The organism is Collinsella sp. SGI.095 (assembly GCF_050314535.1).
Lineage (GTDB): Bacteria > Actinomycetota > Coriobacteriia > Coriobacteriales > Coriobacteriaceae > Collinsella.
The window spans coordinates 26,148-50,619 of the sequence record NZ_JBNPNG010000003.1 but is presented as its reverse complement, the minus strand read 5'-3'; the positions used below and the strand labels follow the sequence as shown (position 1 = coordinate 50,619).

General features: G+C 58.1%; 24 protein-coding genes and 5 tRNA genes. 11 read left to right on the top strand and 18 right to left on the bottom strand.

The features are described 5' to 3' along the window. Positions 1-137 precede the first annotated feature (137 nt). The 4 genes from rplI to rpsF all read right to left on the bottom strand — a co-directional run bounded on the left by rplI (position 138) and on the right by rpsF (position 1,826). A complete protein-coding gene (rplI, locus tag ACQRCA_RS01835; protein ID WP_154516756.1) occupies positions 138-677 on the bottom strand; it encodes a 50S ribosomal protein L9 in 540 nt (179 codons plus the stop codon). Between the two features lie 15 nt (positions 678-692). Continuing rightward, complete coding sequence (gene rpsR, locus ACQRCA_RS01830) at positions 693-959, bottom strand: 30S ribosomal protein S18 (RefSeq protein WP_006235829.1); 267 nt, start codon at positions 957-959, stop codon at positions 693-695. A gap of 72 nt (positions 960-1,031) precedes the next feature. Continuing rightward, entirely contained in the window at positions 1,032-1,484 is a 453-nt protein-coding gene (locus ACQRCA_RS01825; protein WP_006235830.1) for a single-stranded DNA-binding protein, read from the bottom strand. Between the two features lie 48 nt (positions 1,485-1,532). Beyond that, complete coding sequence (gene rpsF / locus ACQRCA_RS01820; protein WP_006235831.1) at positions 1,533-1,826, bottom strand: 30S ribosomal protein S6; 294 nt, start codon at positions 1,824-1,826, stop codon at positions 1,533-1,535. Between the two features lie 493 nt (positions 1,827-2,319). Between rpsF and ACQRCA_RS01815 the strand changes: the two genes are divergently transcribed. The 4 genes from ACQRCA_RS01815 (at position 2,320) to ACQRCA_RS01800 (ending at position 4,869) form a co-directional block, all read left to right on the top strand. Next, positions 2,320-2,410: transfer RNA gene (locus ACQRCA_RS01815), tRNA-Ser, on the top strand. Between the two features lie 48 nt (positions 2,411-2,458). Then, a tRNA-Ser gene (locus tag ACQRCA_RS01810) sits at positions 2,459-2,549 on the top strand. A 300-nt stretch (positions 2,550-2,849) separates the two neighbouring features. Next, the gene (locus tag ACQRCA_RS01805) at positions 2,850-3,539 is read left to right on the top strand and encodes a trimeric intracellular cation channel family protein (RefSeq protein ID WP_229770653.1); all 690 of its coding nucleotides are present in this window, start codon (positions 2,850-2,852) and stop codon (positions 3,537-3,539) included. 184 nt (positions 3,540-3,723) lie between these two features. Further along, complete coding sequence (locus ACQRCA_RS01800; protein WP_427717933.1) at positions 3,724-4,869, top strand: polymer-forming cytoskeletal protein; 1,146 nt, start codon at positions 3,724-3,726, stop codon at positions 4,867-4,869. A 104-nt stretch (positions 4,870-4,973) separates the two neighbouring features. Here the strand turns inward: ACQRCA_RS01800 and typA are convergent, their stop codons facing one another. The 14 genes from typA to ACQRCA_RS01730 form a co-directional block, all read right to left on the bottom strand. Further along, positions 4,974-6,812 (bottom strand): translational GTPase TypA, encoded by a 1,839-nt coding sequence (typA, locus tag ACQRCA_RS01795; protein WP_154516764.1) that lies wholly within the window; start codon positions 6,810-6,812, stop codon positions 4,974-4,976. Between the two features lie 117 nt (positions 6,813-6,929). Beyond that, a complete protein-coding gene (locus ACQRCA_RS01790; protein ID WP_154516767.1) occupies positions 6,930-7,379 on the bottom strand; it encodes a hypothetical protein in 450 nt (149 codons plus the stop codon). Positions 7,380-7,409: 30 nt separating this feature from the next. Continuing rightward, complete coding sequence (locus ACQRCA_RS01785) at positions 7,410-7,799, bottom strand: hypothetical protein (protein WP_427717929.1); 390 nt, start codon at positions 7,797-7,799, stop codon at positions 7,410-7,412. Further along, a complete protein-coding gene (locus tag ACQRCA_RS01780) occupies positions 7,800-8,300 on the bottom strand; it encodes a bifunctional nuclease family protein (RefSeq protein ID WP_427717926.1) in 501 nt (166 codons plus the stop codon). A gap of 187 nt (positions 8,301-8,487) precedes the next feature. After that, a tRNA-Ile gene (locus ACQRCA_RS01775) sits at positions 8,488-8,564 on the bottom strand. Positions 8,565-8,568: 4 nt separating this feature from the next. Further along, positions 8,569-8,644, bottom strand: a tRNA-Ala gene (locus ACQRCA_RS01770). 67 nt (positions 8,645-8,711) lie between these two features. After that, positions 8,712-8,788: transfer RNA gene (locus tag ACQRCA_RS01765), tRNA-Ile, on the bottom strand. Positions 8,789-9,088: 300 nt separating this feature from the next. Beyond that, positions 9,089-11,800: a DNA gyrase subunit A gene (gene gyrA / locus ACQRCA_RS01760; protein ID WP_427718152.1), complete on the bottom strand. Its 2,712-nt coding sequence runs from the start codon at positions 11,798-11,800 to the stop codon at positions 9,089-9,091. Between the two features lie 185 nt (positions 11,801-11,985). Further along, positions 11,986-14,016, bottom strand: a complete 2,031-nt coding sequence (gene gyrB / locus ACQRCA_RS01755; RefSeq protein WP_427717924.1) for a DNA topoisomerase (ATP-hydrolyzing) subunit B — start codon at positions 14,014-14,016, stop codon at positions 11,986-11,988. A gap of 104 nt (positions 14,017-14,120) precedes the next feature. After that, a complete protein-coding gene (locus tag ACQRCA_RS01750) occupies positions 14,121-14,684 on the bottom strand; it encodes a DciA family protein (protein WP_427717921.1) in 564 nt (187 codons plus the stop codon). After that, on the bottom strand, positions 14,671-15,777 hold the full coding sequence (gene recF, locus ACQRCA_RS01745) for a DNA replication/repair protein RecF (protein WP_427717918.1): 1,107 nt from the start codon (positions 15,775-15,777) through the stop codon (positions 14,671-14,673). Before recF ends, ACQRCA_RS01750 begins: the two co-directional genes overlap by 14 nt. A 9-nt stretch (positions 15,778-15,786) precedes the next feature. Next, on the bottom strand, positions 15,787-16,890 hold the full coding sequence (gene dnaN / locus ACQRCA_RS01740) for a DNA polymerase III subunit beta (RefSeq protein ID WP_427717916.1): 1,104 nt from the start codon (positions 16,888-16,890) through the stop codon (positions 15,787-15,789). 238 nt (positions 16,891-17,128) lie between these two features. Then, positions 17,129-18,832, bottom strand: a complete 1,704-nt coding sequence (locus tag ACQRCA_RS01735; RefSeq protein ID WP_427717914.1) for a DnaA ATPase domain-containing protein — start codon at positions 18,830-18,832, stop codon at positions 17,129-17,131. A gap of 15 nt (positions 18,833-18,847) precedes the next feature. Further along, on the bottom strand, positions 18,848-20,203 hold the full coding sequence (locus ACQRCA_RS01730) for an ATP-binding protein (RefSeq protein WP_427717911.1): 1,356 nt from the start codon (positions 20,201-20,203) through the stop codon (positions 18,848-18,850). Positions 20,204-20,569: 366 nt separating this feature from the next. Here ACQRCA_RS01730 and rpmH point away from each other — a divergent pair, with 366 nt between their 5' ends. From rpmH to ACQRCA_RS01695, 7 genes are all read left to right on the top strand, one after another. Then, positions 20,570-20,704 carry a 50S ribosomal protein L34 gene (rpmH, locus tag ACQRCA_RS01725; RefSeq protein ID WP_019127408.1) on the top strand — a complete coding sequence of 45 codons (135 nt, stop codon included), beginning with the start codon at positions 20,570-20,572 and terminating at the stop codon, positions 20,702-20,704. A 20-nt stretch (positions 20,705-20,724) separates the two neighbouring features. Next, positions 20,725-21,063, top strand: coding sequence for a ribonuclease P protein component (gene rnpA, locus ACQRCA_RS01720; RefSeq protein ID WP_154516785.1), 339 nt, complete (start codon positions 20,725-20,727; stop codon positions 21,061-21,063). Beyond that, positions 21,060-21,284, top strand: coding sequence for a membrane protein insertion efficiency factor YidD (yidD, locus tag ACQRCA_RS01715; protein WP_154516787.1), 225 nt, complete (start codon positions 21,060-21,062; stop codon positions 21,282-21,284). Before rnpA ends, yidD begins: the two co-directional genes overlap by 4 nt. 29 nt (positions 21,285-21,313) lie before the next feature. Beyond that, positions 21,314-22,084, top strand: coding sequence for a YidC/Oxa1 family membrane protein insertase (locus ACQRCA_RS01710; RefSeq protein WP_427717906.1), 771 nt, complete (start codon positions 21,314-21,316; stop codon positions 22,082-22,084). Between the two features lie 44 nt (positions 22,085-22,128). After that, the gene (locus ACQRCA_RS01705; RefSeq protein ID WP_154516793.1) at positions 22,129-22,698 is read left to right on the top strand and encodes a protein jag; all 570 of its coding nucleotides are present in this window, start codon (positions 22,129-22,131) and stop codon (positions 22,696-22,698) included. 95 nt (positions 22,699-22,793) lie between these two features. Next, complete coding sequence (rsmG, locus tag ACQRCA_RS01700; protein ID WP_427717903.1) at positions 22,794-23,531, top strand: 16S rRNA (guanine(527)-N(7))-methyltransferase RsmG; 738 nt, start codon at positions 22,794-22,796, stop codon at positions 23,529-23,531. A gap of 130 nt (positions 23,532-23,661) precedes the next feature. Beyond that, positions 23,662-24,462, top strand: coding sequence for a ParA family protein (locus ACQRCA_RS01695; RefSeq protein WP_427717901.1), 801 nt, complete (start codon positions 23,662-23,664; stop codon positions 24,460-24,462). Positions 24,463-24,472: the final 10 nt, after the last annotated feature.

The following is a 24,472-nucleotide window of genomic DNA, read 5'->3' as shown; positions in this document are numbered from 1 at the left end:
CAAACGGATGAACGGTCCCTTATGTGGAACTACATCTCAATGTATGACGTGACGCCCACTCAGCGCAAAAAATAAAAGGGCGCCCCGGTCTCCCAGAGCGCCCTTCTTAGAACAAGATTGTTGCGTTGCAGCAAATGCTACTCGGCAGCAGCCTCGGTCTCGACCTCGGCGGTCTCGGCCTCGGCGACCTCAGCGGCCTCCTCGACCTCAGCCTCGGCAGCGAGCTCCTCGGCGGTAACGCCGACGAGAACGACAACCTCGGCCTTGATCTCGCGGTACAGCGAGATGGCAACGGTGTGGGCACCGGCAACCTTGATGGGCTTACCGAGCTCGACGCGCTTGCGATCGATGTCCATACCGAGCTGATCCTTGATGGCGTCAGCGATCATAGCGGCGGTGACGGAGCCAAAGAGGATGCCCTCGTCGCCGACCTTGACGTCAACGGTGACCTGCTTGCCCTCGAGGGCAGCCTTGGTCTCGTTGGCGGTAGCCAGACGGACGGCCTCGCGCTTGGCGATGTTGTTGCGACGCTCGTCAAGCTGCTTGAGGTTGCCCTTGGTGGCGGCAACAGCGAGCTTCTTGGGGAACAGGAAGTTCTCAGCGTAACCCTGAGCGACCTCTACGACGTCACCCTCGCCGCCCTTGCCCTTGATCTCATCGAGAAGAATAACCTTCATGATGCGTCTCCCTTCTTAGCCGCGGTCGCGGTTGCCACGGGAGGAAACCACGGGGACGGTGTACGGCAGGAGAGCCATCTCGCGGGCGCGCTTGATGGCGTTGGCGATGTCATGCTGATGCTGCGTGCAAGCGCCAGTGACGCGACGGGGCTTGATCTTGCCACGGTCGGTCATGTACTTACGGAGAAGCTGAGTGTCCTTATAGTCGATGAACTCAGTGTTCTCCTTGCAGAACTGGCAGTACTTACGACGCGGCTGACGTGCAGAAAAATCATTAGCCATGTCAAAATACCTTTCATTTGGCAACTTCGGCGAACCGAAGCCGCCTCTCACTCAAAAATAGGTGAACAACCCTTAAAACGGGATGTCCTCATCGTAGACGTCGACCGCGGGCGGCGTAGCCACCGGTGCGGCAGGACGTGCTGCGGGCGCGGGAGCTGCGGGGGCGTAACCGCCCTGATCGTAGCCACCCTGGCCACCACGGGAGCTCATAAACTCGATCTCATCGACGATGACCTCAAGCTTGCTCCTGCGCTGACCGTCGCGCTCCCAAGAGCTGTAGCGCAGCTTGCCCTCGATCGCGACCTTGTTTCCCTTTGCCAGGAAACGGCTCACGGCCTCGGCGCGGGTGCCGAACATAGTGCAGTCGACAAAGTTGGGATAGTCCTCCCACTCGCCAGTCTGCGCATTGCGGCGGCGATCGTTCACGGCGACGCCAAAGGACAGAACCTGGGTTCCGCCGGCAGTGGCGCGCAGCTCGGGATCGCGGGTGAGGTTACCGGTGATGTTCACTCGATTGATGCTCATTACTCACTACTTCCTCTTGGGGCACAAGCCCAGTCCAAAACGACAGTCTTACTCCTGGTCGTCGCGACGGACGATCATGTGGCGGACCACAGCGTCGGTGATGCGCAGGACGCGATCAAGCTCGGCGATCTGGGTAGGATCTGCGTGGAAGTTGATGAGGGTGTAGTCACCATCGGTGAGGTCGTTGATCTCGTAGGCGAGCTTGCGCTTGCCCCACTCGTCAACGGAGTCGACCTTGCCAGCGCCCTCAGCGATCGTGGTATCGATACGCTTCATAACAGCGAGACGAGTCTCGGGGTCGAGCGACGGGTCAACAAAGAACAGCAGTTCATAAGCCTTCATATTGTCACCTCCTCTGGACAAATGTGGCTTCAGGTCGTGAAGGTGCGCCTGAAGCAGGAAAAGACTTGGTAATAGTATCTTTCAACCTCCCAGGCTGCAAGAATATGCAGCTACAACCTCATGACCTCCACATATGTCCATACTCGCACGGCCTTTCTTGCATATTCCAACCAAATGCTGTCCAAGAGCTTGACGGATTTGAGGACAAGGGCGGGTACATACCGACTTTCTGCCAGATAACCGCAAGTCGCTCGCAGCATGGCTGCGGTCACAAAATGCATACCAGCGGTACAACGCGACATTTTGAATTATTAAACTTGATTCCCGACCGTCCGTAACTACCTCATTTGAACAGTTCGCCTGGGCCGATTACGCAGGTCATCGATTGGTTTCGGCACGGTTGGGCAAACGACGGAGCGATGCAATTTAAAAAATGCCAAGTTTTTGGTTTGCACTTTGCGATTCCTCGTGTATACTGACTTTCGCATTTAATGGAGAGTTGTCCGAGTGGCCGAAGGAGCACGATTGGAAATCGTGTAGGCGTCAAAAGCGTCTCCAGGGTTCAAATCCCTGACTCTCCGCCAGTTAATTCCAAAGCAGGCCTTTGTGCCTGCTTTGTTTTTACCCCACGCGGAGGGGTGGCAGAGTGGTTGAATGCGGCGGTCTCGAAAACCGTTTGGCCTGTATAAGGTCACGAGGGTTCGAATCCCTCCTCCTCCGCCATTTTGGTTGAGAAAGCTCCCAACAAAGGGAGCTTTTTTGTTTTGATTCCCTTACAGACAAATACGGCGGCGGAGGAGGGGTTCGAACCCGACAGGGCGTTCAACACCAACCCAGATCTCCAAACATGTACATCACCCTCCAAAGATGTCAAAAAATGTCGTTTTTGGATGCTGATGTACATGTTTGGAACCTGTGACCGCGCCCAGTTCCGACCGTTTACCGAGCAATGGGGTCACGACCTCCCACAACCATGTACTATGTACGGGCATTTTCCAATCCAACTACCCAAAGGAACCCACCTTGCCCGTCATCGCCACTGTAATCGTTACCGCACACGCCTCGGATGCCATGGTTGCCATCCCGTTTTGGCTCGAGATGTTCGCTGTCGTCGCGGCGTCGATTTCGGGTGTACTGGTTGCGCGCGAGCACAAACTCGATCTGGTGGGCGCCGTCGCGCTCGCCGTGGTCTGCGGTCTGGGCGGCGGTCTTTTGCGCGATATGACGCTCCAGGTGGGCAACGTCTACATCCTTAACCAGCCCATGGCGCTTCCGCTGTCCATCGCCACGGCGGCCATCATCTACATCTTCCCTGCCATCGTCGACAAGCCCGACAAGCTCATCCCCCTGCTCGACATCATCTCGGTGGGTATTTATGCGGCAACCGGCGCAGATAAGGCGCTCGTGTACGGATTTGCACCGGTCGTGTGCATCATGATGGGCTTTTTTACCGCGGTAGGCGGCGGCATGCTGCGCGATGGTTTTATGGGCGTGGTGCCGGGTATTTTCCAGCGCACCAACTTCTATGCCATCGCGGCTATCGCTGGATCGGCAAGCTATGTTTGCCTTGTCATGAGCGGCTTGGTCAGCAATGTCGTCGCGCTGGTCGTTTGCGTCGCAGTGACCATGGGCCTGCGCTGGCTCTCGCTGCGCTTTGACATCAAAAGCCCCACCGAGGACGATATCGCGCGTTTCCTACATCGTAAAAAATAGATAGCACGGCCCGACCCATCGCAAGGTGACAGCCTATCTACAACCGGCCGCAGGCGCGATATCCCACGACGCCTTACGTAGGCAATTGCCCATGCAGAATACTGCAACCGCGAGTTTCTTTTAGAGCGAAGGCGCAATGGGTACCATATTGGGCGTATGCAAATCACCAAGCAAAGGATTCACCATGCCTCACAACCAACCCGCGGCGGCGCAACGTCACAACATGCGCGGACACCTCATTATGGCCTTCGCGCTTATCGCGCTGGCGTTTACCGCGCTGCCTTCCATGGCATTCGCCGGCACCGACACCGCGGGCAATGTTTTCGTGTCCGACGGGGATTCCAGTCCATCCGGCGTCGGGGGCGATCTGTACTGGGCCGGTCAAAGCCTTAGCCTGGACGACGCGTCCATCGACCGCGATATCATCGCCGCCGGCGAAAGCCTGTCGATTCGCGACTGCACCGTAGGCGGCGCCGTTCGCCTGGCGGCGCGCACCATCGATATCGCCAAGACCACCATTGATGGAAGCGTGACAGTTGCCGCTCAGCACGTCGTACTTAACTCCGGCAGTACCGCCAATTGCTTCTATGCCGCAGGTGAGACGGTTGCCCTGCGCGGCTCCGCCAAGTCGGCAGTGCTCGCGGGCAGTACGGTAACCATCGACGGCACTGTCGATGGCGATGTTGAGGTCTGGGCCGACAAGCTGGTGCTCGGCAAAAACGCCAACATCACCGGCACCGTAAACGCTCATGTCTCACAGGATCCCGAACGCGCCGACGGCGCCAAAGTGGGAGCCCTCAAGATCGACCGCACCGAGAACGAGGATACCTCCACCATCAACGACGTCATCGGCGGCATCGTTGCCGCAGCTCTTTCCACCTGCTTTGTCGCGATTCTCCTTGAGCTCGTCTTTCCGCGTGCAACAGCCAGCGCGGCCGGCATGCTTCACCAGCACCCCGCCCCGCTGTGGGTGAGCGGTCTTTTGGGCACGGTAGCCGCCGTTCCCGCCATCTTGCTGCTCATCATCTCTATTGCCGGCCTGTCGCTCGCCGGAGCCCTGATGTGCGGCGTCATCGGCATCGCCCTGGTCTCGGCGGCCTTTGCGGGCACCGCGGTCGCACGCATGGTCGGGCACAGCCAGAACCGCTACGCCATGGCCGCCGTGGGCGGCGCCATCGCCGGCGCCCTTACGGCACTTCCCCTTATGGGCAACTTTATCAGCGGCGTAGCCTTCGTCTTTATGCTGGGCTATCTCATTCAGATCATCTGGCGCAACGCCCACGTCAAGCCGCAACAGGCCCCCAACACCCCGGGCCTTCCCTCCGCCTAACCGCCAACCACCGCAAAGGTGTCCTTCCTCTTTGTGGTGGTACAAAAAGGGCGCCGGCCGCGATGGTCGACGCCCTTTCTTGTGAATGCTACAGAGTTCAGCGCTTATTTGTTGACCTGACCGGCGCGAACGGCAGCCTTCTTGCGATCGGTGGCGTTGAGCAGACGCTTGCGCAGACGGATGTTCTTGGGGGTGATCTCCACCAGTTCGTCATCGGCGATGTACTCCAGTGCCTCCTCCAGCGAGAAGGTGCGAGGCGGCACCAGCTGCACGGAGATATCGGAGGTCGAGGAACGCTGGTTGCCCAGGTTCTTGGTACGGGCGATGTTGACGACCATGTCGCCGGCCTTGCTGCGCTCACCCACGATCATGCCCTCGTAGCACTCGACACCCGGCTCAACAAACAGCTGGCCGCGCTCCTGCAGCGTGCCCAGAGCGTAGGCAACGGCCTTCTCGGTGGTCATGGAGATCATGGCGCCGTTCTGACGGTTGCCGATCTCGCCGGCGTAAGGACCGTACTCCAGGAAGGTGTGATAGAACACGCCCTCGCCGTGAGTGACGTTCATGATGCGGTTCTTAAGGCCCATGATGCCGCGGGTCGGGATCTTAAACTCAAGGTGCGTCACGATGCCCGAGGTGTCCATGCTGGTCATAATGCCGCCAGAGGTGCCAAAGACCTCGACGACCTTGCCCGAGTACTCGTCCGGGCACTCGACGACAGCCTGCTCGACGGGCTCCATCTTGTTGCCGTTCTCATCCTTCTTAAACAGAACGCGGGGACGGCCGACCTGGAACTCAAAGCCCTCGCGACGCATGGACTCCATCAGGACGGACAGGTGCAGAATGCCGCGGCCCGAGACCTCGACGCCGCTCTTGTCCTCGAGCTCCTCGATCTTCATGGTCACATTGTTCTCGGCCTCATTGAACAGGCGCTCCTTGAGCTGACGAGCGCCCACAATGTCGCCATCGCGGCCGACGAGCGGAGAGGTCGAGGCCTCAAAGACGATGGACAGGGTCGGCGGATCGATCTCGATAGGCTCGAGCTCGACGGGGTTCTCGGGATCGGTGTAGACATCGCCGATGTCGGTGCGCTCGATACCCACGACGGCGGCAATGTCGCCGGCGCCGACTTCCTGGCACTCGGTGCGGCCCAGGTAGTCGAAGGTAAAGAGCTGCTTGACGGTAGCGGTGGCGCTGGAACCGTCGTTCTTGACGACCAGGATCTGATCGCCCTGGCGAATGGTGCCGGAGTACACGCGGCCAATGCCGATGCGGCCGACAAAGTTGGAGTGGTCGATGGTCACACACTGCATAGCGAGCGGCGCGGTCTCGTCAACCTCGGGCGCGGGCATGTCGTCGATGATCATGTCGAGCAGCGGGTACATGTCCATGTTGCCGTCGTTGGGGTCAAGGCGGGCGAAGCCATTCATGGCGCTGGCATAGACCACGTGCTCCATGGCAAACTCGAGCTGGTCGTCGGTGGCGCCCAGGTCGGCCATAAGGTCCAGACAGTCGTTGTAGGCCTTCTCGGGGTTGGCGCCCGGACGGTCGATCTTGTTGATGACGATCATGATCTTAAGGCCGGTGTCGATGGCGTGACGTAGGACAAAGCGGGTCTGGGGCATGGGGCCCTCAAAGGCGTCGACCAGCAACAGGGCACCGTCGGCCATGCGCAGCACGCGCTCGACCTCACCACCAAAGTCGGCGTGGCCCGGGGTGTCGATGACGTTGATCTTAACGTCCTTGTACTCGATAGAGATGTTCTTGGCGAGAATCGTGATGCCGCGCTCGCGCTCCTGGTCGTTGGAGTCCAGGACGCGATCCTCGACCTGCTGGTTGGCACGGAAGGCGTCCGTGGCACGCAGGAGCTTATCGACCATCGTCGTCTTACCGTGGTCGACGTGGGCGATAATGGCGATGTTCCTCAGATTGTCTACGCGCATGTAGTTCCCCTATCTTCTATCTATATACAAACGGCACGCGTATGTGACCCGTCCAGCAACACAACGCTCGGCGGGAATATTGAGCCTTTTACCGAAAACTCGTTTATTTTAGCGATTCTAGATGAGAGGGGTTTCCTCACCTGCAGGTTCAGGGTCGCTCCACATAAAACCATCGCCGGCGCCCATGCCCTCGTACAGCACATATGCCGAAAAACCGCTCTCGAGCGTGGTCTCGAAGAAGCTAACGAGCAAAGCGTCGTGATATCCTCCCTCGATCTCCACACAGCCGGTGTAGCCGATGGCATAGCGGGCGATGCGGCCCAGGCCTTCGTCCTTGAGACCCATCTTGTGCTCGGAGATAAAGTTAGTGGCAGCCTCCAGGCATGCCTCCTCACCGTCCTCGTCGAGAGCCGCAAGATAGCGGTTGGAGGCGGCATCCTCGATCGCCACGACAACGCCCGGGTTTTCACCGGCGGCAAGGTCGTCCAAAAACGCACCGATCAGATCGCACACCATGGCGTCGAGCTCGGCGGAGACGTTACCGGCGTCCTGCATATCCTGTGCCATCTTTTGACCTTCCCATCGCATTCGGTGTCGTTATAACTCCTGTGCCTCGGCCGCGATTCTGGCGGCAGCGTCACGGGCGCGAACCATATCCGCCGCGCGCTTGTCGAGCACCTTGATCTGGTTGGTCAGCATTACCGCATCGACCACGCCCCAGATCACCAGGCCCGTCGAAATCGAAAACCCAAGCGCACCAACTGTACCACGAAGCCGCGACAAGATTACCGCGGCAAGCGCGGAGACAACAACCATCTTGATATAGGAGTCACGGCGCTCGCGAAGGGTGCGAGCCTGCGTCACATACGCAATGCGCGCGGCCTCAAATGCCTCGGCGCGCATATGGGCCTCACGCGCGATAGCGGCTGCTTCGGTCGACACACTGGTGCCCATCAGCGCTCGCCGTGCATCGTGCTCAACCGACATTTAGAAATCATCGGGCGAGAGTGTGTGGACAAACTCGTCAAACTTCTCGAACTCACTCTCGTCGTCAACCTCGTCGGCAAGCGGAGAGACGGTGCCCAAGCGATTCATGATGTCGTCCTCCACAAACATGGGGGCATTGCTGCGCACGGCAAGGGCGATAGCGTCGCTCGGTCGCGCGTCAAGCATACGCTCGCCCCTATCGGTGTGCATGACGACCGTCGCGTAGAACACCGGCGGCTCGGCGCGCACGATCTCGATACGCTCGATCTTTGCTCCCACCACTTCGATGGTATCGAGCAAAAGATCGTGGGTGATAGGGCGATCGGTGCGGCCGGTATCGATACCGCGGCTGATGGACGCTGCCTCGTAGGAACCGGTCTGGATGGAAAGAGAGCGCAGCGGCGCGGACGAATCCGACTTACGGCAACGCTCGCGCAAGACGATCAGCGATGGCACGGGACCGGCGGCCATGACGATGGTCTCTATGTCGACACGAACCATGGAACACCTCCGGTACGTTGTGATTGGCATGCGCGGCAGCTCCGCCGCATTGAATAGCTATACTACCCAAACTTTCGCACCGCACACAAAATCAAAGTAGTTAATTTGGGACGGGGCTATTTTGACTACTTTTGTTGGATTAGAAAAAAGCCCCGAGGCAATACCCCAGGGCTCTTTACGTTTTAGATGGTGGACCTGACAAGATTCGAACTTGTGACCTCCCGGTTATCAGCCGGACGCTCTAACCAACTGAGCTACAGGTCCATCATGGTGGAGGTTAGGGGGATCGAACCCCTGACCTCAGGCTTGCAAAGCCCGCGCTCTCCCAGCTGAGCTAAACCCCCACGGAGACAGTAATAAACACCCCAGCGGCGACTCGGCTCTCGCTGGGGTGTTTATTGCGAAAGAAAGTGGTGGACCTGACAAGATTCGAACTTGTGACCTCCCGGTTATCAGCCGGACGCTCTAACCAACTGAGCTACAGGTCCATCGCGCAAGGGATATATTAGACGAGTCGTTACGCGCGCGTCAACAACTTTTTTGAAAATCTTTGGAGGGTGTCGGCCCCGGCTGCCCGGCGGCATGCGAAGTCGCCTGCTCGGACAGTCCTGCTCGCACGGAGAGCGCATTAAGTGCTCTCCGACTCGTGCGGAACTCGCGATCGACTTCGCATGCCGCCGGGCAGCCGGGGCCGACGTGGGGTTCAAAGATTGTCAAAAAAGCGGTCGGTGCGCAGTGCGCCGACCGCCGATATATGGGGTCTGATGATTTTTACCAGCTAGGGCCTCTTACTCGTCTAGGAGATCCTCTGGTATGTCGTTGCCGTCGCCTGGGTCGACTGGGGCCTCTTCGGTGACGTCTGCGGTCTCGGCACTTTCGCCCTCGGGCTTCTCTTCGGCGGCCGTCATGCGGGCAACGGCGCACACGCGGTCGTCATCGCTTACGGTCATCATCTTGACACCCTGCGTGGTTCGACCGGTCTGGCTGATCTCGTCGGTCTTGACGCGAATGACTGTCGCGCCCTCCGTCACGATAAACAGCTCGTGCTGCGGGCCGACCGCCTTCATGGCCGCAAGGTTGCCCTTGCGCTCGGTCATTTGGATGGTGTAGACACCCTGGCCGCCGCGGTTTTGCTCCGGATAATCCGAGACCGGCGTGCGCTTGCCGTAGCCGCACTCGGTAATGACAAACAGGTCGCCCTCGCCGTTGGTGACCTCCATGCCCAAGACACTCACGCCGTCCTTCATGCCAATGCCGCGGACACCGCTGGTGTCGCGGCCGGTAGCGCGAACCTGGTCCTCGGGGAACATGATCGCCTTGCCCGCAGTGGTGGCCATGATGATCTTGTCGCCCTCGCGCACGCGGCGCACGGCGAGCAGCGCGTCGTCGTCCCTCAGGTTGATGGCGATTAGGCCATCGCGGCGGCTGCGATCATAGGCGCTCATCACGGTCTTCTTGACCATGCCGTTCTTGGTGGCAAACATCAGGTACTCATCGGCGGGGAACTCACGACAGCTAATGACGCTCGCGATCTTCTCGCCTTCCTCAAAGGGAAGCAGGTTGACGATTGCGGTGCCGCGCGCCTGGCGCGTACCAACCGGCAGCTCGTGCACCTTCAGACGGTAGACCTTGCCCTTGCTCGAGAAGAACAGCACATACTCGTGGGTGGACGCGATAAACATCTCGTCGATAACGTCGTCCTCTTTAAGGTTGACGCCCGACACGCCCTTGCCGCCGCGCTTCTGGGCGCGGTAAGCGGCCACCGGGATACGCTTCACATAGCCGGTGTGGGTGATGGTCACGACCATGTCCTCGTCGGCGATGAGGTCCTCGACGTCCAGATCCTTCTCGACCTGGCTGATCTCGGTACGGCGCTTGTCGCCAAACTTCTTGGAGATCTCTCGCATCTCTTCCTTGATGACGCCCAGAATCTTCTCCTCGTGCGTCAGCAGGTCCTCGTAGTAGGCGATAGCACGGCGCAGACCGTCCAGCTCTTCCTGGATCTTGTCGCGCTCCAGGCCGGTCAGGCGACGCAGCTTCATCTCGAGGATGGCCGTGGTCTGCTCGGGCGTAAAGCCAAAACGCTCGATCAGGCGGCTGCTGGCCTCGGAATCGGTCTGCGAGGAGCGGATGATGCTAATGACCTCGTCGATATGGTCGAGGGCCATAAGGTAGCCCTCAAGGATATGTGCACGGGCCTTGGCCTTTTTAAGGTCAAAGTGGGTGCGGCGGGTGACTACGTCAACCTGGTGGTCGATGTAGTGCTGCAGCATCTCGCGCAGGCTCAGGCATTTGGGAACGCCATTGACGAGCGCCAGATTGTTGGCACCAAAGGTGGTCTGCAGCGAGGTGTACTTATACAGGTTGTTAAGTACGACCTGCGGGATAACGCCCTTCTTGAGCTCAATGACCAGACGGATGCCCTTTTGGTTGGACTCGTCGCGCATATCCGAGATGCCCTCGATGCGCTTGTCGTTTACGAGCTGGGCGATCTTCTCCTGCAGGGTGCCCTTGTTGACCATGTAGGGAATCTCGGTAAAGACCAGGCGGCTGCGGCCGGTCTTGGTGGACTCCACATGGGCCTTGGCACGCACGGTGATGGAACCGCGGCCGGTCTCGTAGCTCTGCCTAATGCCGGCGCTACCCATGATGATGGCACCGGTGGGAAAGTCCGGGCCGGGCATAATCTGCATGAGCTCGTCGACGGTGGCGTCGGGGTTGTCGATCAGGTAACAGGTGGCCTCGATCGCCTCGGTGAGGTTATGCGGGGCGATATTGGTGGCCATGCCTACAGCGATGCCTTGGCTGCCGTTAACCAGCAGGTTGGGGAAGCGTGCGGGCAGCACCACGGGCTCGGCGAGCGACTCGTCGTAGTTGGGCTGCCAGTCGACGGTATCCTTCTGCAGGTCGCGGAGCAGCTCCATGGCGGGCTTTGCCAGACGGCTCTCGGTGTAACGCATAGCTGCGGCACCGTCGCCGTCGATGTTGCCAAAGTTGCCGTGGCCGTCGATAAGCGGCGTGCGCATGGAGAACCACTGCGCCAGACGAACCATGGTCTCATAGACCGCGGAGTCGCCGTGGGGGTGGTACTTACCGATAACTTCGCCGACCGTCCAGGCCGACTTCTTGTGCGGGCGGTTGGGGTAGATGCCGCTCTCGTTCATGGCGTACAGGATGCGGCGGTGCACCGGCTTTAAGCCGTCGCGCACGTCCGGCAGGGCGCGTGCCGTAATGACCGACATCGAGTACTCGATAAACGACTGCTTCATCTCGCGGCCAAACTCCGAAATCTGGAGCTGGCCGCCGTTGATGTCCTCGCCGGCCGAGGCGCCGCGATCGACCGCGCCAAAGCTCTCCTCGAGCTCGGCGTCGTCATCCTCTTCCTCTTCATCCTCGACATCGGGGTTGTAGGAATCCGGATCGCCGTCCTCGCCCTGCTCGGCGCGGGCGAGCAGGCGCTTCAGATCATCGGGCATACCGGCGTCGCCGGCCTCGTCCATACCCTCGTTGTTGTTGATATCGTCTGCCACGTTACCTCCTCATGGTTTGCGTGGTCCATTAGTTCCCTACCACGGAGACGGCTTTTCCAGGTGCCGCAGATTCGCCCGAAAGAGGAGGGAAGCGTACTTGGGTACGCAACCGACGATTGAGGGCGAAGGTGCGGTGGCTGGGAAAGCCGAACAGGTTAGGCATCTAAGAAGCGTGCATCATGCGCGTGTTTTTCAATGTACTCGCGGCGATAGCCCACCTCGGAACCCATGAGCTCGCGTACGGCACGGTCCGCCACCACGGCATCCTCGATCGTCACGCGCTGCAAAATGCGGGTCTTGGGGTCCATCGTCGTCGAGGCAAGCTGCTTGGGGTCCATCTCACCCAGGCCCTTGTAGCGCTGGACGGTATAGCCCTTGCGCTTCTTGGTGATCTTGCCATCCTTGGCCTTGCCGTCCTCGTCGTTGTCGTCGGGGTTCAGGCCCAGGCTCTGAATGGTGTCGCGCAGAATCTCGTCTTCGGGCTGTCGGCCGTTGGGATACACGTAGTGGATCTTGTTGCGCACCTTAATGCCAAAGATGGGCGGGCAGGCAACATAGACATAGCCGGCATCGATCAACGGACGCATGTACTTGTAGAAGAACGTCAGCAGCAGGATGCGGATATGCGCACCGTCGACATCTGCATCGGTCATGATGATGATCTTGTGGTAGCGCGCCTTGGTGATATCGAAGTCGCCGCCGTCGCCGGCGCTCGTCGTGACGCCGCAACCGATCGCGGTGATCAGCGACTGGATGGTGTCGCTCGAGAACGCACGATGGTCACCCACGCGCTCGACGTTCAGAATCTTGCCGCGCAGGGGCAGAATCGCCTGGATGTCTCGGCGACGGCCGTCCTTGGCCGAACCGCCTGCCGAGTCTCCCTCTACGATGAAGAGCTCGGTCAGCTCGGCATCGCGCACCGAGCAGTCGGCGAGTTTGCCGGGCAGCGACGCCGTCTCGAGCAGGCTCTTGCGACGGGTCGCCTCGCGCGCCTTGCGGGCGGCGTTGCGGGCCTTGCAGGCCTGCTGCGCCTTCTTGACGATCTCGCGGGCGGGCTTGGGGTGCTCCTCAAGGTAGTCGGCAAGACCGTCGGTCACAATCTTGAGCGTAAGCGCGCGCATGTAGGAACTACCGAGCTTGGCCTTGGTCTGGCCCTCAAACTGCGGATCGGGCAGCTTGACCGAGATGACGGCCGAGAGACCCTCGCGCACGTCGTCACCGCTCAGGTTGGCCTCTTTCTCCTTAAGCAGGTTCTGCTTGCGGGCGTAATCGTTAATCACGCGGGTGAGGGCGGTGCGGAAGCCCTCAAGGTGCATGCCGCCCTCGGGGGTGTAGATGTCGTTGGCAAACGACATGACGTTCTCGCCATAACCGGCGTTCCACTGCAGGGACACCTCGACCTCGCCCATCTTGGCCACGGGCGCATCCGGGTCCGATTTACCCTCAATGTAGATGGGCTCCTTAAAGGCCTCGGGGACGTCCTTGCCGTCGTTGAGGAACTTGACGAAGTCGATGATGCCGCCCTCGTAGCAAAACTCCTCCACGCGGGGAGCCGCCTCACGCTCGTCAGTCAGCACGATCTTGAGGTTCTTATTGAGAAACGCCGTCTCTTGCAGACGATTGTGCAGTGTATCGAAATCGTAGACGCAGGTCTCGAAGATCTCGTCGTCGGGCCAGAAGGAGACGGTAGTGCCCGTCGAATCCGAGGTGCCCACGACCTCCATCTTCTTGACGGTCTTGCCGCGCGAGAATTCCATCTCGTAGATATTGCCGTCGCGGCGCACCTGCACGACCACGCGCTTGGACAGGGCGTTGACAACGGAGATGCCCACGCCGTGCAGGCCGCCGGAAACCTTATAGGCCGAGTTATCGAACTTACCGCCGGCGTGAAGGATCGTCATGACGACCTCGAGCGTCGGAATCTTTTTGACAGGGTGCTCGTCGACGGGGATGCCGCGCCCGTTATCGACGACCGTAATGGAGTTGTCGGCGTGGACCGTCACCTGAATCTCGGTGCAGAAACCGGCCATGGCCTCGTCGACGGAGTTGTCAACGATCTCCCACACCAGGTGGTGCAGACCGCTGGCGCTCGTCGAGCCGATATACATGCCCGGGCGCTTACGGACGGCTTCGAGACCCTCGAGGATCTTAATTTCGCCGCCATCGTAATCGTTTTCGTTTGCCACACGTCCTCCTTCGATTAAGAAAATCTGTATAGCCTTACTATTTTATCGTAAAAAATACCCTCGGGGACGAGGGTATTTGCCTATACAAGGCCACCAGATGCGATTTAAGACTCTTTTTTGCTTTGCACGCCCTTGGCCCACTCGGCACTGGCCCGCATGGCGTTCTGGAGGGCCTCACGCAGTTTTTGGTCTTCGATGGGCGACACCTGGCGCTCGATCTCGGCGCGCTCGGCTTCATTCAGATCGGCATGCGGCGCGGGCGGGCGCGCGGGCGCGACCGGACGCAGGCGCTCCTTTGCCGCGGGCGGTGTGTGGCCGGGGCGGGTCGTCTTAAATACCAGGCCATCCACATGCGCGCCGGCACGCTCCATGCGCGCGCGGATTATCTCGCGCAAAAGTGTCATCTCCTGTGTCCACGAGGGCGAATCGAGATACACCAGCAGCTCGTTGGACTCGGGAAGATAACGCAGCCCCGTCACATGCCGGCCCTCGCGCGTGCCCGAGCACACCGCGTTCCAAGCACGGTAGACCGCACGCGATTCCTCGGCGGCCTCCATTTGCGCACGACGCTCGGGCGTAGCCGACGCCAAGATGCGCTGGCGCTCGGCACCCAAAAAGTCACTGAAGGCAGCCGTGCCGTTCGCACGCTCGTAATTAGCACGCCTCACCCATGCTCACCACCTTGGCTCGATCAAGCAACTCATCGGTAAAGTATCCCAAATTGGTGGTGGTTATGACTGTCTGGATGTCGTCGCCGATCAGCTGCAAAAAAGCGGCGCGGCGATCGCCGTCGAGCTCGCTCATCACGTCATCCAAAAGCAGCAGCGGGGCGGTACCCAGAATATCGCGGGCTACGGCCACCTCGGCCACCTTCCAAGCCAGGACCAACGTACGTTGCTGGCCCTGACTGGCAAACGAGCGGGCCGAGCGGCCGGCGACCGAAAACTCAATCTCGTCGCGGTGCGGACCCACGAGTGTCACGCCGCGGCGGATTTCCTCGTCGGCGCGCTCGTCGAGCGCCGCGAGCATGTGCTCGTATGCCCAGCCCCTCAGCTCCTCGCGGTCATCGGTCTGGGGCAGCTCTCCCAACGTGGACGCATAGGCCACATCGGCCTCCTCCCCGGACGCAACCAGCCCGTAGGCATTGCGCACGTGGGCGTCCAAGCGATCGAGCAGGGCCAAGCGGTGCACCAGCAGGGCCGATCCGGCGCGGGCAATCGACTCATTCCACGCACCGAGCATCTCGCGACAGCACCATGTCTCTTTGAGCAGGGCGTTGCGCTGCGTCACGCAGCGGCCGTAGGCGCTTGCCAGATCGGCATAGCGAGCGCTCAGCTGCACGCCAAAGTCGTCGAGCGCGGCGCGACGCACGCTGGCACCACGCTTAACCATATCCAGATGATCGGGGCAGAACAAAACACTCGGCAGCACGCCGCGCACGCCAGAGGCGGCGCATCGCTTGCCGTTGCGGCTAAACGAACGCTTACCGTCCTCCACGCACAGGCCCATGTCCAGCACGCGGCCATCGCCCTCGAGCCTAAGCTCGGCCTTGCACAAACCCGTGCCGTCGTGCACAAGCTCGACGGCAGTGGAATGCCTAAACGAGGCGCCGCTCGTTAGCAGCTGCAGCGCCTCTATGAGGTTGGTCTTTCCCGCCGCGTTGGGCCCCGCGAGCACCGTCACGCCATCGCTCAGTTCCAGGCGATAGCTATCGAAGCTGCGGTAGCGCGCGACGGAAAGGTCGCGGGCGAACATGGCCATAGGGTGCCGCTAGATGCGCACCGGCATGACCAGGTACAGATAGTTGATCTTGTCGTAGGACTTAAAGATGCCGGCCTGCGAGTAGCTCTTAAGCTCCAGCGTGATCTCCTTCTCCTTGGACAGGGCGTTGAGACAGCCAAAGATGTAGTGGTAGTTAAAGGCAATGGTGCCCGACTCGCCCTCGGCCTCGACATCGATCGTCTCCTGCGCCAGATCCTGGTCATTGGAGATGGAGGACAGGCCCATCTGGCCGTTCTCGACATCGATCTCAAACTTGACGGCGGGGTTGGCGCTCGCGATGACCGCCACGCGCTTGAGGGCGGCATTAAAAGCCGCCACGTCGATCTTGACGCTCGTTACGCACGAATCGGGGATGAGCTGCTTGTAGTTGGGATACACACCCTCTATGCGGCGCGACACGTAGGTGGTGTTGCCGGCTTCAAAGACGACCTGGGTGTCGGTGGCACCGATCATAATGGTCGCCTGGCTCGCCATGATGCTCAGGGCGTCGTTGAAGGCATCGGCCGGCACGTTGAGCTCAAAGGAGCCCTCGAGCGTCGAGGTCTCCACCTGCGTATCGCACACGGCCAGACGGAAGGAGTCGGTCGCCACCAGGCGCACGGTGTTGTTTTCGACTCTCATATGCACACCGCCCAGGATGGGGCGGGCCTTGTCGGTCGAGGTGACGCGCCACACGCGGCTGACCATCTCGGACAGAATGTCGGTCGGGAGCTCAACGGCGCTCTCGATGGCATAGGCCGGGAACTCGGGGAAATCGTTGGCATCGAGCGTATTCAGGCGGAAGGAACTCTTCTCGCAACCGATCAGCACCTGGCGCTCCGAAAGCTCAAAGGTAACTGGGGCATCGGGAAGGGTCTTGGTGATGTTGGAGAGCATCTTGCAGGGGATTACCATCTCACCTTCCTCTTCCACATGTGCCACGATGCGGTGACGAATCGAGATAGTGTAGTTAGAGGTCTGGAATTCCAAGATGCCGTCTTGTGCCTTGATGAGCACGCCCGACAGAATAGGGAGGGTGGATGCCGAAGCGACACCCTTCATGACGACGCCGATTGCTTGCGTAAGCGAGCTCTGGCTGACGGTGAACTTCATCTTTTAATACCTTTCTATAGATATAAATATCTTAATAATAGTAATAGTACTGACGAAACTGTTGATTACTCCCAAACATGCAGGTCAAACCCAAAAAGAGAATCGACAGTTCCCTGTGTGCAACAGGGGTCGTTTTCCACGTTCAAAACCTGCGCAAAACTTTTCATCGGAGCGGGCTGGGTTTTAGACACCTTATGCCCGCGGTTTCGACAAGTTTTCAACAGGCGTGCCTATTTCCCTACGAGCGCAGTGTAATTTTGTCTCGTAGCGATTTGAGGTCCTCGGTCACGGTCCGGTCTTCCTGGATCATCTTCTGGACTTTTTTGTAGCTCGTGCTGACGGTCGAGTGGTTGCGGTTGCCAAACTCCGCACCCACGGCGGTGGTTGTCATCTCGCACATCTCGATCGCTAGGTAAATGGCGATATGGCGCGCCTTGGCGATATTGGCATTGCGGCGCGGACCAATGAGCTCCTCATGCGTCACGCCGTACTGTTCCTCGATAACAGACTGAACTGTCTGCACGCTGATCTTTTTGGCCGACGTGTCGAAGTACTGGCTGGCGATGGCATCGATGTCGTCGAAGCTCAGCTCGCTACCCTCGCGCTCGCGGTCGCCCGCCTCCCCGGCGCAGCGCTCGCAGAAGCTCTCGAGCTCACGGATGTTGGTGCCCGATACCTCCGCCATATGTTTAAAGTGCTCGTCGGTCAGATGTCCGCTGTCGCCACCGTAGGCCGCCAGCAGCGAGTCGTCGCCCGCCTCGGGCGCCGCCGCGATCGTGTTCTCGTAATAGCGCTGCAGAATCTTGTACTTCATCTCGTAGCTGGGCTCTGCTACCAAGCAGAGCATGCCAGCGTTAAAGCGGCTGGTCAGACGCTCGTCCATGTTCAGGTCCTTGGGCGCACGGTCTGCGGCAATCACGACCTTCTTGTTGTTGCGGATAAACTCGTCCATGAGCTGGAAAAAGTAGTCCACGCTCGCGCGCTTGCCGATGATGTTTTGGATGTCATCGATGATGAGCACGTCCACGCCGTGGTATGCCTGCATGATGGGGGCGTTACTCTTCTTTTGGCGGTCGAATTCTGTCATCAGATCATCGATGTATGCCTGTGAGTTGGCGTATTTCACTTTGATCTCGGGCGACTTCTCGGCGAGCTCGTTTTTGATAGCGAGCAGCAGGTGGGTCTTGCCTAAGCCCGATTTGCCATAGATGAACAGGGACGTGCAAGTACCGCGTTCGTCTGCGAGCGCGGCGAACTTAAGCGCCGAACGATAGGCGTGGCTGTTTTCGGGGCCGTAGACAAAGTTTTCGAAGGTGAATTTTGAGTTGGCCACGAGGGGCGCGCCATCGGCGTTCTGCTCGTCCGGCGCCGCAGCCGCAGGCACGCTCACAGGCGATGTCGAGACTGGTTTTGCGCTCCTGGCGGGTGCCACGCCCTTCATCTGATTCATCATGCGGCGGAAATCGTCGGCCGACAGCGTGTTTTTAATCGCGACGCCCGGTTCTTCGCCCGGCGCCGCGTCGTGCGCGACGGGCATGTGTGAAACGCTGGGCGCGGTTGCTACCGGCACGGCTGTTGCGTGGGGCATGGTTTCACGGGAAACATCGCCCGCATTGGTCTCCGGAGCCGCCACGGGGGCGACGGTCGTCAAAGGAGGAGTGACGGGTGCCGCCCCTGTGGCGCCTGTCGTGGGACCCTGCGGGGCCACGATGCTGAGCGCGATCGGCGCAAAGGCAATCTCTTCTAGGTAGTGCTCGATAGTCGGCTGGTGCTTTTTGAGCTGCGCAATGGCAAAGCGCGACGGTGCCTCGATGGTCAAGGTGTCCTCGGTCAGGCTCACGGCACGCGATTGCCCCAACATGTTGATGAGGCGTGCATCTTGGCCGTCGCGCTGGCAAAAGGCGATGGCATCCTCCAGGATGATGCTTGCTTCCTCGTCCACTGTCTCTCCCGTTCCTTAACTTTGGGTACGCACGCGAGCGCTGCCGAGTTCGGTCAGATGGTATTTCTGACCGTGTTTGATTACCAAGCCGGCCTGCGCCAAGTCATTGAGTGTGCGTGACCACGTGGGTGCGGAGTTTCCAAATGCTCGCGCCAGGTCGGTGGCGCCGCACTCTTGGTTTTGAGCCAGATATCCCAGCGCCGCGTTGCCGCGCTCGCTCACAAATACGTCCGGTTGCGGCTGTGCGTATTGATTCGCCGCATTAGGATACATCATTTGAGCTGCTGGTTGTTGAGAACTCTGCATGGTTGGCATCGGCTGTTGAAAACTTTGCGGCCACTGTTGGTATGGCTGCGGCGGCATCTGCTGGGCCCAGGGATGGTACGGCTGCGGCATCTGCTGATACGGCTGCTGATAGCCCTGGGGATACTGCTGCATATATTGCTGGGAGTATCCCTGCTGCGGCATATATTGTCCCGGATATGCCTGCGGGTACGGTTGGAAGCCCATCTGCCGAGCTCCTTGCATGCCCGTCACCTGCTGCATCGCGGCTGCATCCGAATCGGTCGGGACCATGGACTCTGCCGAGCCTTGAGTTGTCGCCTGTCCCGCGGGCTGGGGGTCCTGCATGGGCGGCATGCCGGGTTGATGCATCTGCCGCGAAACCATGGGCTGTTGTAGTGGGGACGCGGCCATGGTTTGCTGCGGAGTCATCATTGCTTGCTGTGGAAATGCTCCCGGCAGTGGGTATTCCGACCCCTGGGCCTCGGGGCGCACGGCTGCCCCGCGCCCTCCCGCGCGCTCAATTTCCTGCACGCGCTTGGGGTCGAGGCTCACCGTGACGACGGTGCCGTTGCCCATGTTATCTTCGATGGAGACTGCCCCGCCGGCGTTTTCCAGGTATTCCTGCACCATGGGAAAACCTGCCCCGGTGCCGCGTATATACCGCTTCATCTTGCTGTTTGCGCTGGTGACGCCAAAGTCGAAGGCGCGCTCTTTGTCGTCGATGCCCGGACCTTGGTCGGCAAAGCGGATAGTTTCCCCGCCGTCCAGGATCGAGATAATGGGCTCGGCAAAGTGGGCGTGGATAAAGTTTTCGACAATCTCGCGGATAACCATGAGCGAGATGTGTCCGCCTTGCTCTTTCATGCACTGGTAGACGGCGTTAGTCGTCTCTTCCAGATACGTGCGGATGTCTTGCGGTTCGATGACGACCACGCGCGGGGTCGAAAGCATGTCGTCATAGACGGCGATGCGCGCCGCATACATGGTTTTCGGTGTCTGTTTCGATGTCTGCTCGCCCTCTTTGCGCTCTTCGCGTACGCCGTTGATGTGCTCGTTGTCGGGTGCCGGGTCACCGGAATCGACCATGGTGTAAAAGTCGTCAGACATGCCGCTCGCAATCTTTCAAAAGGTTTCGGATAAATAGTAGCTCACCGCGCAATGTTTCTCATCTTTCGACAAGTTTTCAAAACATGTTGAAAACTTTGGAAAATGGGCGAAAAGTTCTCAACATTGCCAACATGACCTGTCGAAAACTCGGTGAAATATCGTGAAAAGTTGAAGTCATACTCAAAAACTCATCCGGCTTATGGCGGAACCGTGTGAACTGCGCAACCTTTTACCTTTGATTTCTTGACATTTGAACATTGATTTCCCTACAATCTTCAAGCTCACGTGTCTATATCTGCGTCCGCGCCCTCGCGGACACTCGAAATGCAGCAGGAGGAACTTAAGATGAAGCGTACGTATCAGCCTAATAAGCGTAAGCGTGCCAAGACCCATGGCTTCCGTGCCCGTATGGCCACCAAGGGTGGTCGTGCCGTGCTCGCCCGTCGCCGCGCCAAGGGCCGCAAGCGTCTCACTGTCTAGCAGCGATACACACATCTCGCATGAAGACTATTAAGTCTCGGCAAGATTTCGAGCATGTGTTCAGTCAGGGGCGTCGTTTCAATCATCCTCTGATTCGAATGACCATATGTGAATCGGTTGGCGAAGGCGACTCTGGAAGGGTCGCCTTCGTTGGTGCTAAACGACTCGGTTGCGCAGTTGTGCGCAACCGTTCTAAGCGCGTGATGCGCGAGGCCGCCCGCAGCTGCGGATTTCCCGTTGCGGGTTATGACATCATCTTGTTCGCGACCCCCAAGACGAGGATCTCGTCGCCGGAGGAAATGAACGAGGCATTGCGTTCGCTTGTGATACGCGCCGGCGTTGCCGGGGAGGAGCGATGAGCAATCACGTTTTGCGACGTGTTGCCATCGCTCCTATTCGCATATATCAACAGGTTATTTCGCCCTTATTGCCTGACGCCTGCATTTATTATCCAACGTGTTCTCATTACGCCGTCCAGGCTATCGAGAAATACGGTGTTTGTAGAGGCTGCTGGCTTGCCGTGAGGCGCATCGCTCGCTGCAATCCCCTGCACGTCGGCGGTTATGACCCTGTGCCCTAGCGGGCACTCGCTATCGGAGGAAAAATTACATGTGGGATTGGATCGTTAACATCCTTTTCGAGCTGCTCAAGCTCATCCAGACCTTTGCGGTCGACTGGGGCCTGTCCATCATTATCCTGGTGGTCATCGTCCGTCTGCTGCTGACGCCGCTCATGCTCAAGTCGACCAAGTCGACGGCCCGTATGCAGGTGCTGCAGCCCAAGATGCTCGAGATCCAGGAGCGCTACGCCGACGATCCGCAGCGTCAGGCCGAGGAGATGCAGAAGTTCTACAGCGAGAACAAGTTCAATCCGCTGTCCGGCTGCCTGCCGCTTCTGATTCAGATGCCTATCCTCATCGCCCTGTTTACGCTTCTGCGCAACCTGCCGCATTACTTTAACGAGGGCACCTTCTCGTTCTTCAACATTCTGCCCGATCTGACTACCACGCCGAGTGCCTCTTTTGCCGATGGCTTTATGGTCGCACTGCCTGCGCTGGTTTGCCTGATTCTGTTTGCTGTCCTGACCCTGATTCCGCAGCTGTACATGTCGCGCAATCAGACTGGTCAGCAGGCCCAGAGCATGCGCATGATGGCCGTCGTCATGACCGTCATGATGCTCTGGATGGGTTGGAGCCTGCCCGTTGGTGTTCTTTTGTACTACGACGTGTCTTCTGCCTGGCAGGTCATCCAGCAGATCTTTGTGACGCAGAAGGTTATCGAGAAGGCTAAGGCCGAAGAGGAGGAGCGTCTTAAGAACGCCCCGCTGCAGGTTGAGGTCACGCGTCGCGAGAAGAAGCCGCGCCCGCACAAGAAAAAGTAGCGGTATAGTAATCTTATTTAGGTACCTAACTTTTGGAGTACGTTATGTCTGAAGAGATCGTCGAGGATATGCTTGAGGAGGTTGCCCCGCAGGCCGCGGGCGATTATCTCGAGATTGCACAGCGCTACAAGGCTGGTGAAGAGCTTACGGATGAAGAGCTCGACACCATTGCCGATGTTGCGATTTCTATTCTTCGTTCCATCCTTTCGCATTTCGACGCCGCCAACTCTCCTATCGATGAGTATGAGGGCGACGAGGGCGAACTGATTCTTGATGTAACGGCTCCCGACCTTGCCGTCCTTATTGGTCGTCATGGACGCACCCTTGATGCCCTTCAGGTTATGTTCTCGCTGTTGGTGAGCCGCAAGCTAGGCTTTAGGTATCCGGTCGTCGTCGACGTCGAGGGATATAAGAGCCGCCGCCAGGACAAGGTTGCCTCTATGGCTCAGTCTGCTGCCGAGCGGGCAGTGCGCACTCACAAAAGCGTTTCGCTTCCTCCCATGAATGCCTACGAGCGCCGTCTGGTTCATATTGCTCTTCGCGGCAACGATGCCGTCGACACGCATTCTGAGGGTTCTGACCCCGATCGTCATGTTGTGATTGTTGCTCGATAACCTAAACGAGCTTATCTTAAGGGGGCGTGGTTTCCACGTCCCTTTTTTTGTCAAAAGTTCTTGATACACTGATTTTTGTCAGATAGGAGTTTGTCTTGTTTGTACTAACCGATGAGCAGACAAGCCAGATGCTTAGTCGTCTAATTTCGTATTGCGAAGAGTATTCTTTGAAGGTCTCCCATGATGCCCTACGCTCCTGTATTGAGCATCTTGATCTTGTTTTGGAGGCTAATAAGACCACCAATCTTACGCGCATCCTAAATATCGAAGATGCGGCTGTTCTTCATATTCTAGATTCGCTAGTGTTGCTTCCCTATATAGACATTGCTCCAGAAGGCGCTTTGTTAGACATGGGTACTGGTGCTGGGTTTCCTGGTATCCCTTTGACAATTGCTAGCGGACGTAAGGCTACCTATATCGATTCGGTTGGCAAGAAGGTTGATGCCGTTAACTCATTTGTTGAGGCTCTCAGTCTCAAGCATGCTCACGCGGTTCATGATCGTCTTGAAGAATATGCCCGAGGCCATAAGAAACAGTTTGCTGTTGTTACTGCTCGTGCACTTGCACCGTTACCAGTTCTCGTCGAGTACGCTTCACCATTTCTAATAGATAGTGGTCTCTTTGTTATTACTAAGGGAAACCCGTCAGACATCGAACTTCAGTCTGGTCTAACTGCCGCTAGCATATGCGGGTTCACCACACTTTTGACAGATGATTTAGATTTGCCAAATTGCTTGGGTCATCGCGAGTTTATCATTCTAAAAAAATCTCGTCCGGCAGATATTTCGCTTCCACGTGCTAATGGCATGGCGAAGAAGAATCCGCTTGCCTAGATGTTTCACGTGAAACATAATGGATAGTAATTACTTGTTATGTTTCACGTGAAACATAACAGATGATGAATCGGAATGTTTCACGTGAAACATCCTCCGTTTAACAGCTTAAAATACACCAGGAGGGACCGTGGGATTTCGCGACGTTAAGCGTTCAAAGAGCGCAAAAGACACGCGTATCATTGCAATCATCAATCAAAAGGGTGGTGTGGGTAAGTCCACCACAGCTGTAAACCTTGCAGCAGCACTGGGTGAACAGGGTCGAAAGACGCTGATTGTCGATTTTGATCCACAGGGTAATAGCACGAGCGGCTTTGGAATCGAAAAAGAAGAACTCGATAACTGCATCTATGATGCGTTGTTGAACGATGTTCCGGCAGAATCGCTTGTTCTTGATACAAATTGCAGTAAGGTATTTGTAATTCCGGCTACTATCCAGCTTGCAGGTGCCGAAATTGAGCTTGTAAGCGCAATTGCACGAGAAACACGCTTGAAGGATCTGCTTGAGCCTGTTAAGGATGAGTTTGACTTTATATTTATCGACTGTCCGCCTTCACTTGGCTTGTTGACCATTAATGCGTTGACGGCGGCGGACAGTGTTCTGATTCCGATTCAGTGTGAGTATTACGCACTCGAAGGTGTCACCAAGCTGCTTGAGTCGATGAAGATGGTCAAAACACGCCTAAATAAGAACCTTGATACCTATGGCGTGCTTATGACGATGTATGATTCGCGAACATCGCTCTCAAATCAGGTTGTCGAAGAAGTGCAGTCGTACTTTGGGGATAAGGCATTTAAGACCTTGATTCCGCGTACGGTTAAAATATCAGAAGCACCGTCGTTCGGTGAGCCGGTAATTACATATGCGCCGCAAAATAAGGGTGCAAAGGCGTATATGAACCTTGCAAAAGAGGTGATCAAGCGTGCCTAGTCCTAGGAAA

What these genes read in the sequence shown, in the direction of transcription:
- typA (WP_154516764.1), bottom strand. Translation starts at nt 6,812, where the DNA reads ATGCGCGTAGACAATCTGAGGAACATCGCCATTATCGCCCACGTCGAC.
- rplI (WP_154516756.1), bottom strand. Translation starts at nt 677, where the DNA reads ATGAAGGTTATTCTTCTCGATGAGATCAAGGGCAAGGGCGGCGAGGGT.
- ACQRCA_RS01825 (WP_006235830.1), bottom strand. Translation starts at nt 1,484, where the DNA reads ATGAGCATCAATCGAGTGAACATCACCGGTAACCTCACCCGCGATCCC.
- recF (WP_427717918.1), bottom strand. Translation starts at nt 15,777, where the DNA reads ATGGCCATGTTCGCCCGCGACCTTTCCGTCGCGCGCTACCGCAGCTTC.
- ACQRCA_RS01790 (WP_154516767.1), bottom strand. Translation starts at nt 7,379, where the DNA reads ATGGCACAGGATATGCAGGACGCCGGTAACGTCTCCGCCGAGCTCGAC.
- ACQRCA_RS01705 (WP_154516793.1), top strand. Translation starts at nt 22,129, where the DNA reads ATGTCTGAAGAGATCGTCGAGGATATGCTTGAGGAGGTTGCCCCGCAG.
- rpsR (WP_006235829.1), bottom strand. Translation starts at nt 959, where the DNA reads ATGGCTAATGATTTTTCTGCACGTCAGCCGCGTCGTAAGTACTGCCAG.
- yidD (WP_154516787.1), top strand. Translation starts at nt 21,060, where the DNA reads ATGAGCAATCACGTTTTGCGACGTGTTGCCATCGCTCCTATTCGCATA.
- rpsF (WP_006235831.1), bottom strand. Translation starts at nt 1,826, where the DNA reads ATGAAGGCTTATGAACTGCTGTTCTTTGTTGACCCGTCGCTCGACCCC.
- ACQRCA_RS01800 (WP_427717933.1), top strand. Translation starts at nt 3,724, where the DNA reads ATGCCTCACAACCAACCCGCGGCGGCGCAACGTCACAACATGCGCGGA.
- ACQRCA_RS01785 (WP_427717929.1), bottom strand. Translation starts at nt 7,799, where the DNA reads ATGTCGGTTGAGCACGATGCACGGCGAGCGCTGATGGGCACCAGTGTG.
- ACQRCA_RS01710 (WP_427717906.1), top strand. Translation starts at nt 21,314, where the DNA reads ATGTGGGATTGGATCGTTAACATCCTTTTCGAGCTGCTCAAGCTCATC.
- rnpA (WP_154516785.1), top strand. Translation starts at nt 20,725, where the DNA reads ATGAAGACTATTAAGTCTCGGCAAGATTTCGAGCATGTGTTCAGTCAG.
- ACQRCA_RS01780 (WP_427717926.1), bottom strand. Translation starts at nt 8,300, where the DNA reads ATGGTTCGTGTCGACATAGAGACCATCGTCATGGCCGCCGGTCCCGTG.
- ACQRCA_RS01730 (WP_427717911.1), bottom strand. Translation starts at nt 20,203, where the DNA reads ATGGTCGATTCCGGTGACCCGGCACCCGACAACGAGCACATCAACGGC.
- rpmH (WP_019127408.1), top strand. Translation starts at nt 20,570, where the DNA reads ATGAAGCGTACGTATCAGCCTAATAAGCGTAAGCGTGCCAAGACCCAT.
- dnaN (WP_427717916.1), bottom strand. Translation starts at nt 16,890, where the DNA reads ATGAAGTTCACCGTCAGCCAGAGCTCGCTTACGCAAGCAATCGGCGTC.
- gyrA (WP_427718152.1), bottom strand. Translation starts at nt 11,800, where the DNA reads ATGGACGAGGCCGGCGACGCCGGTATGCCCGATGATCTGAAGCGCCTG.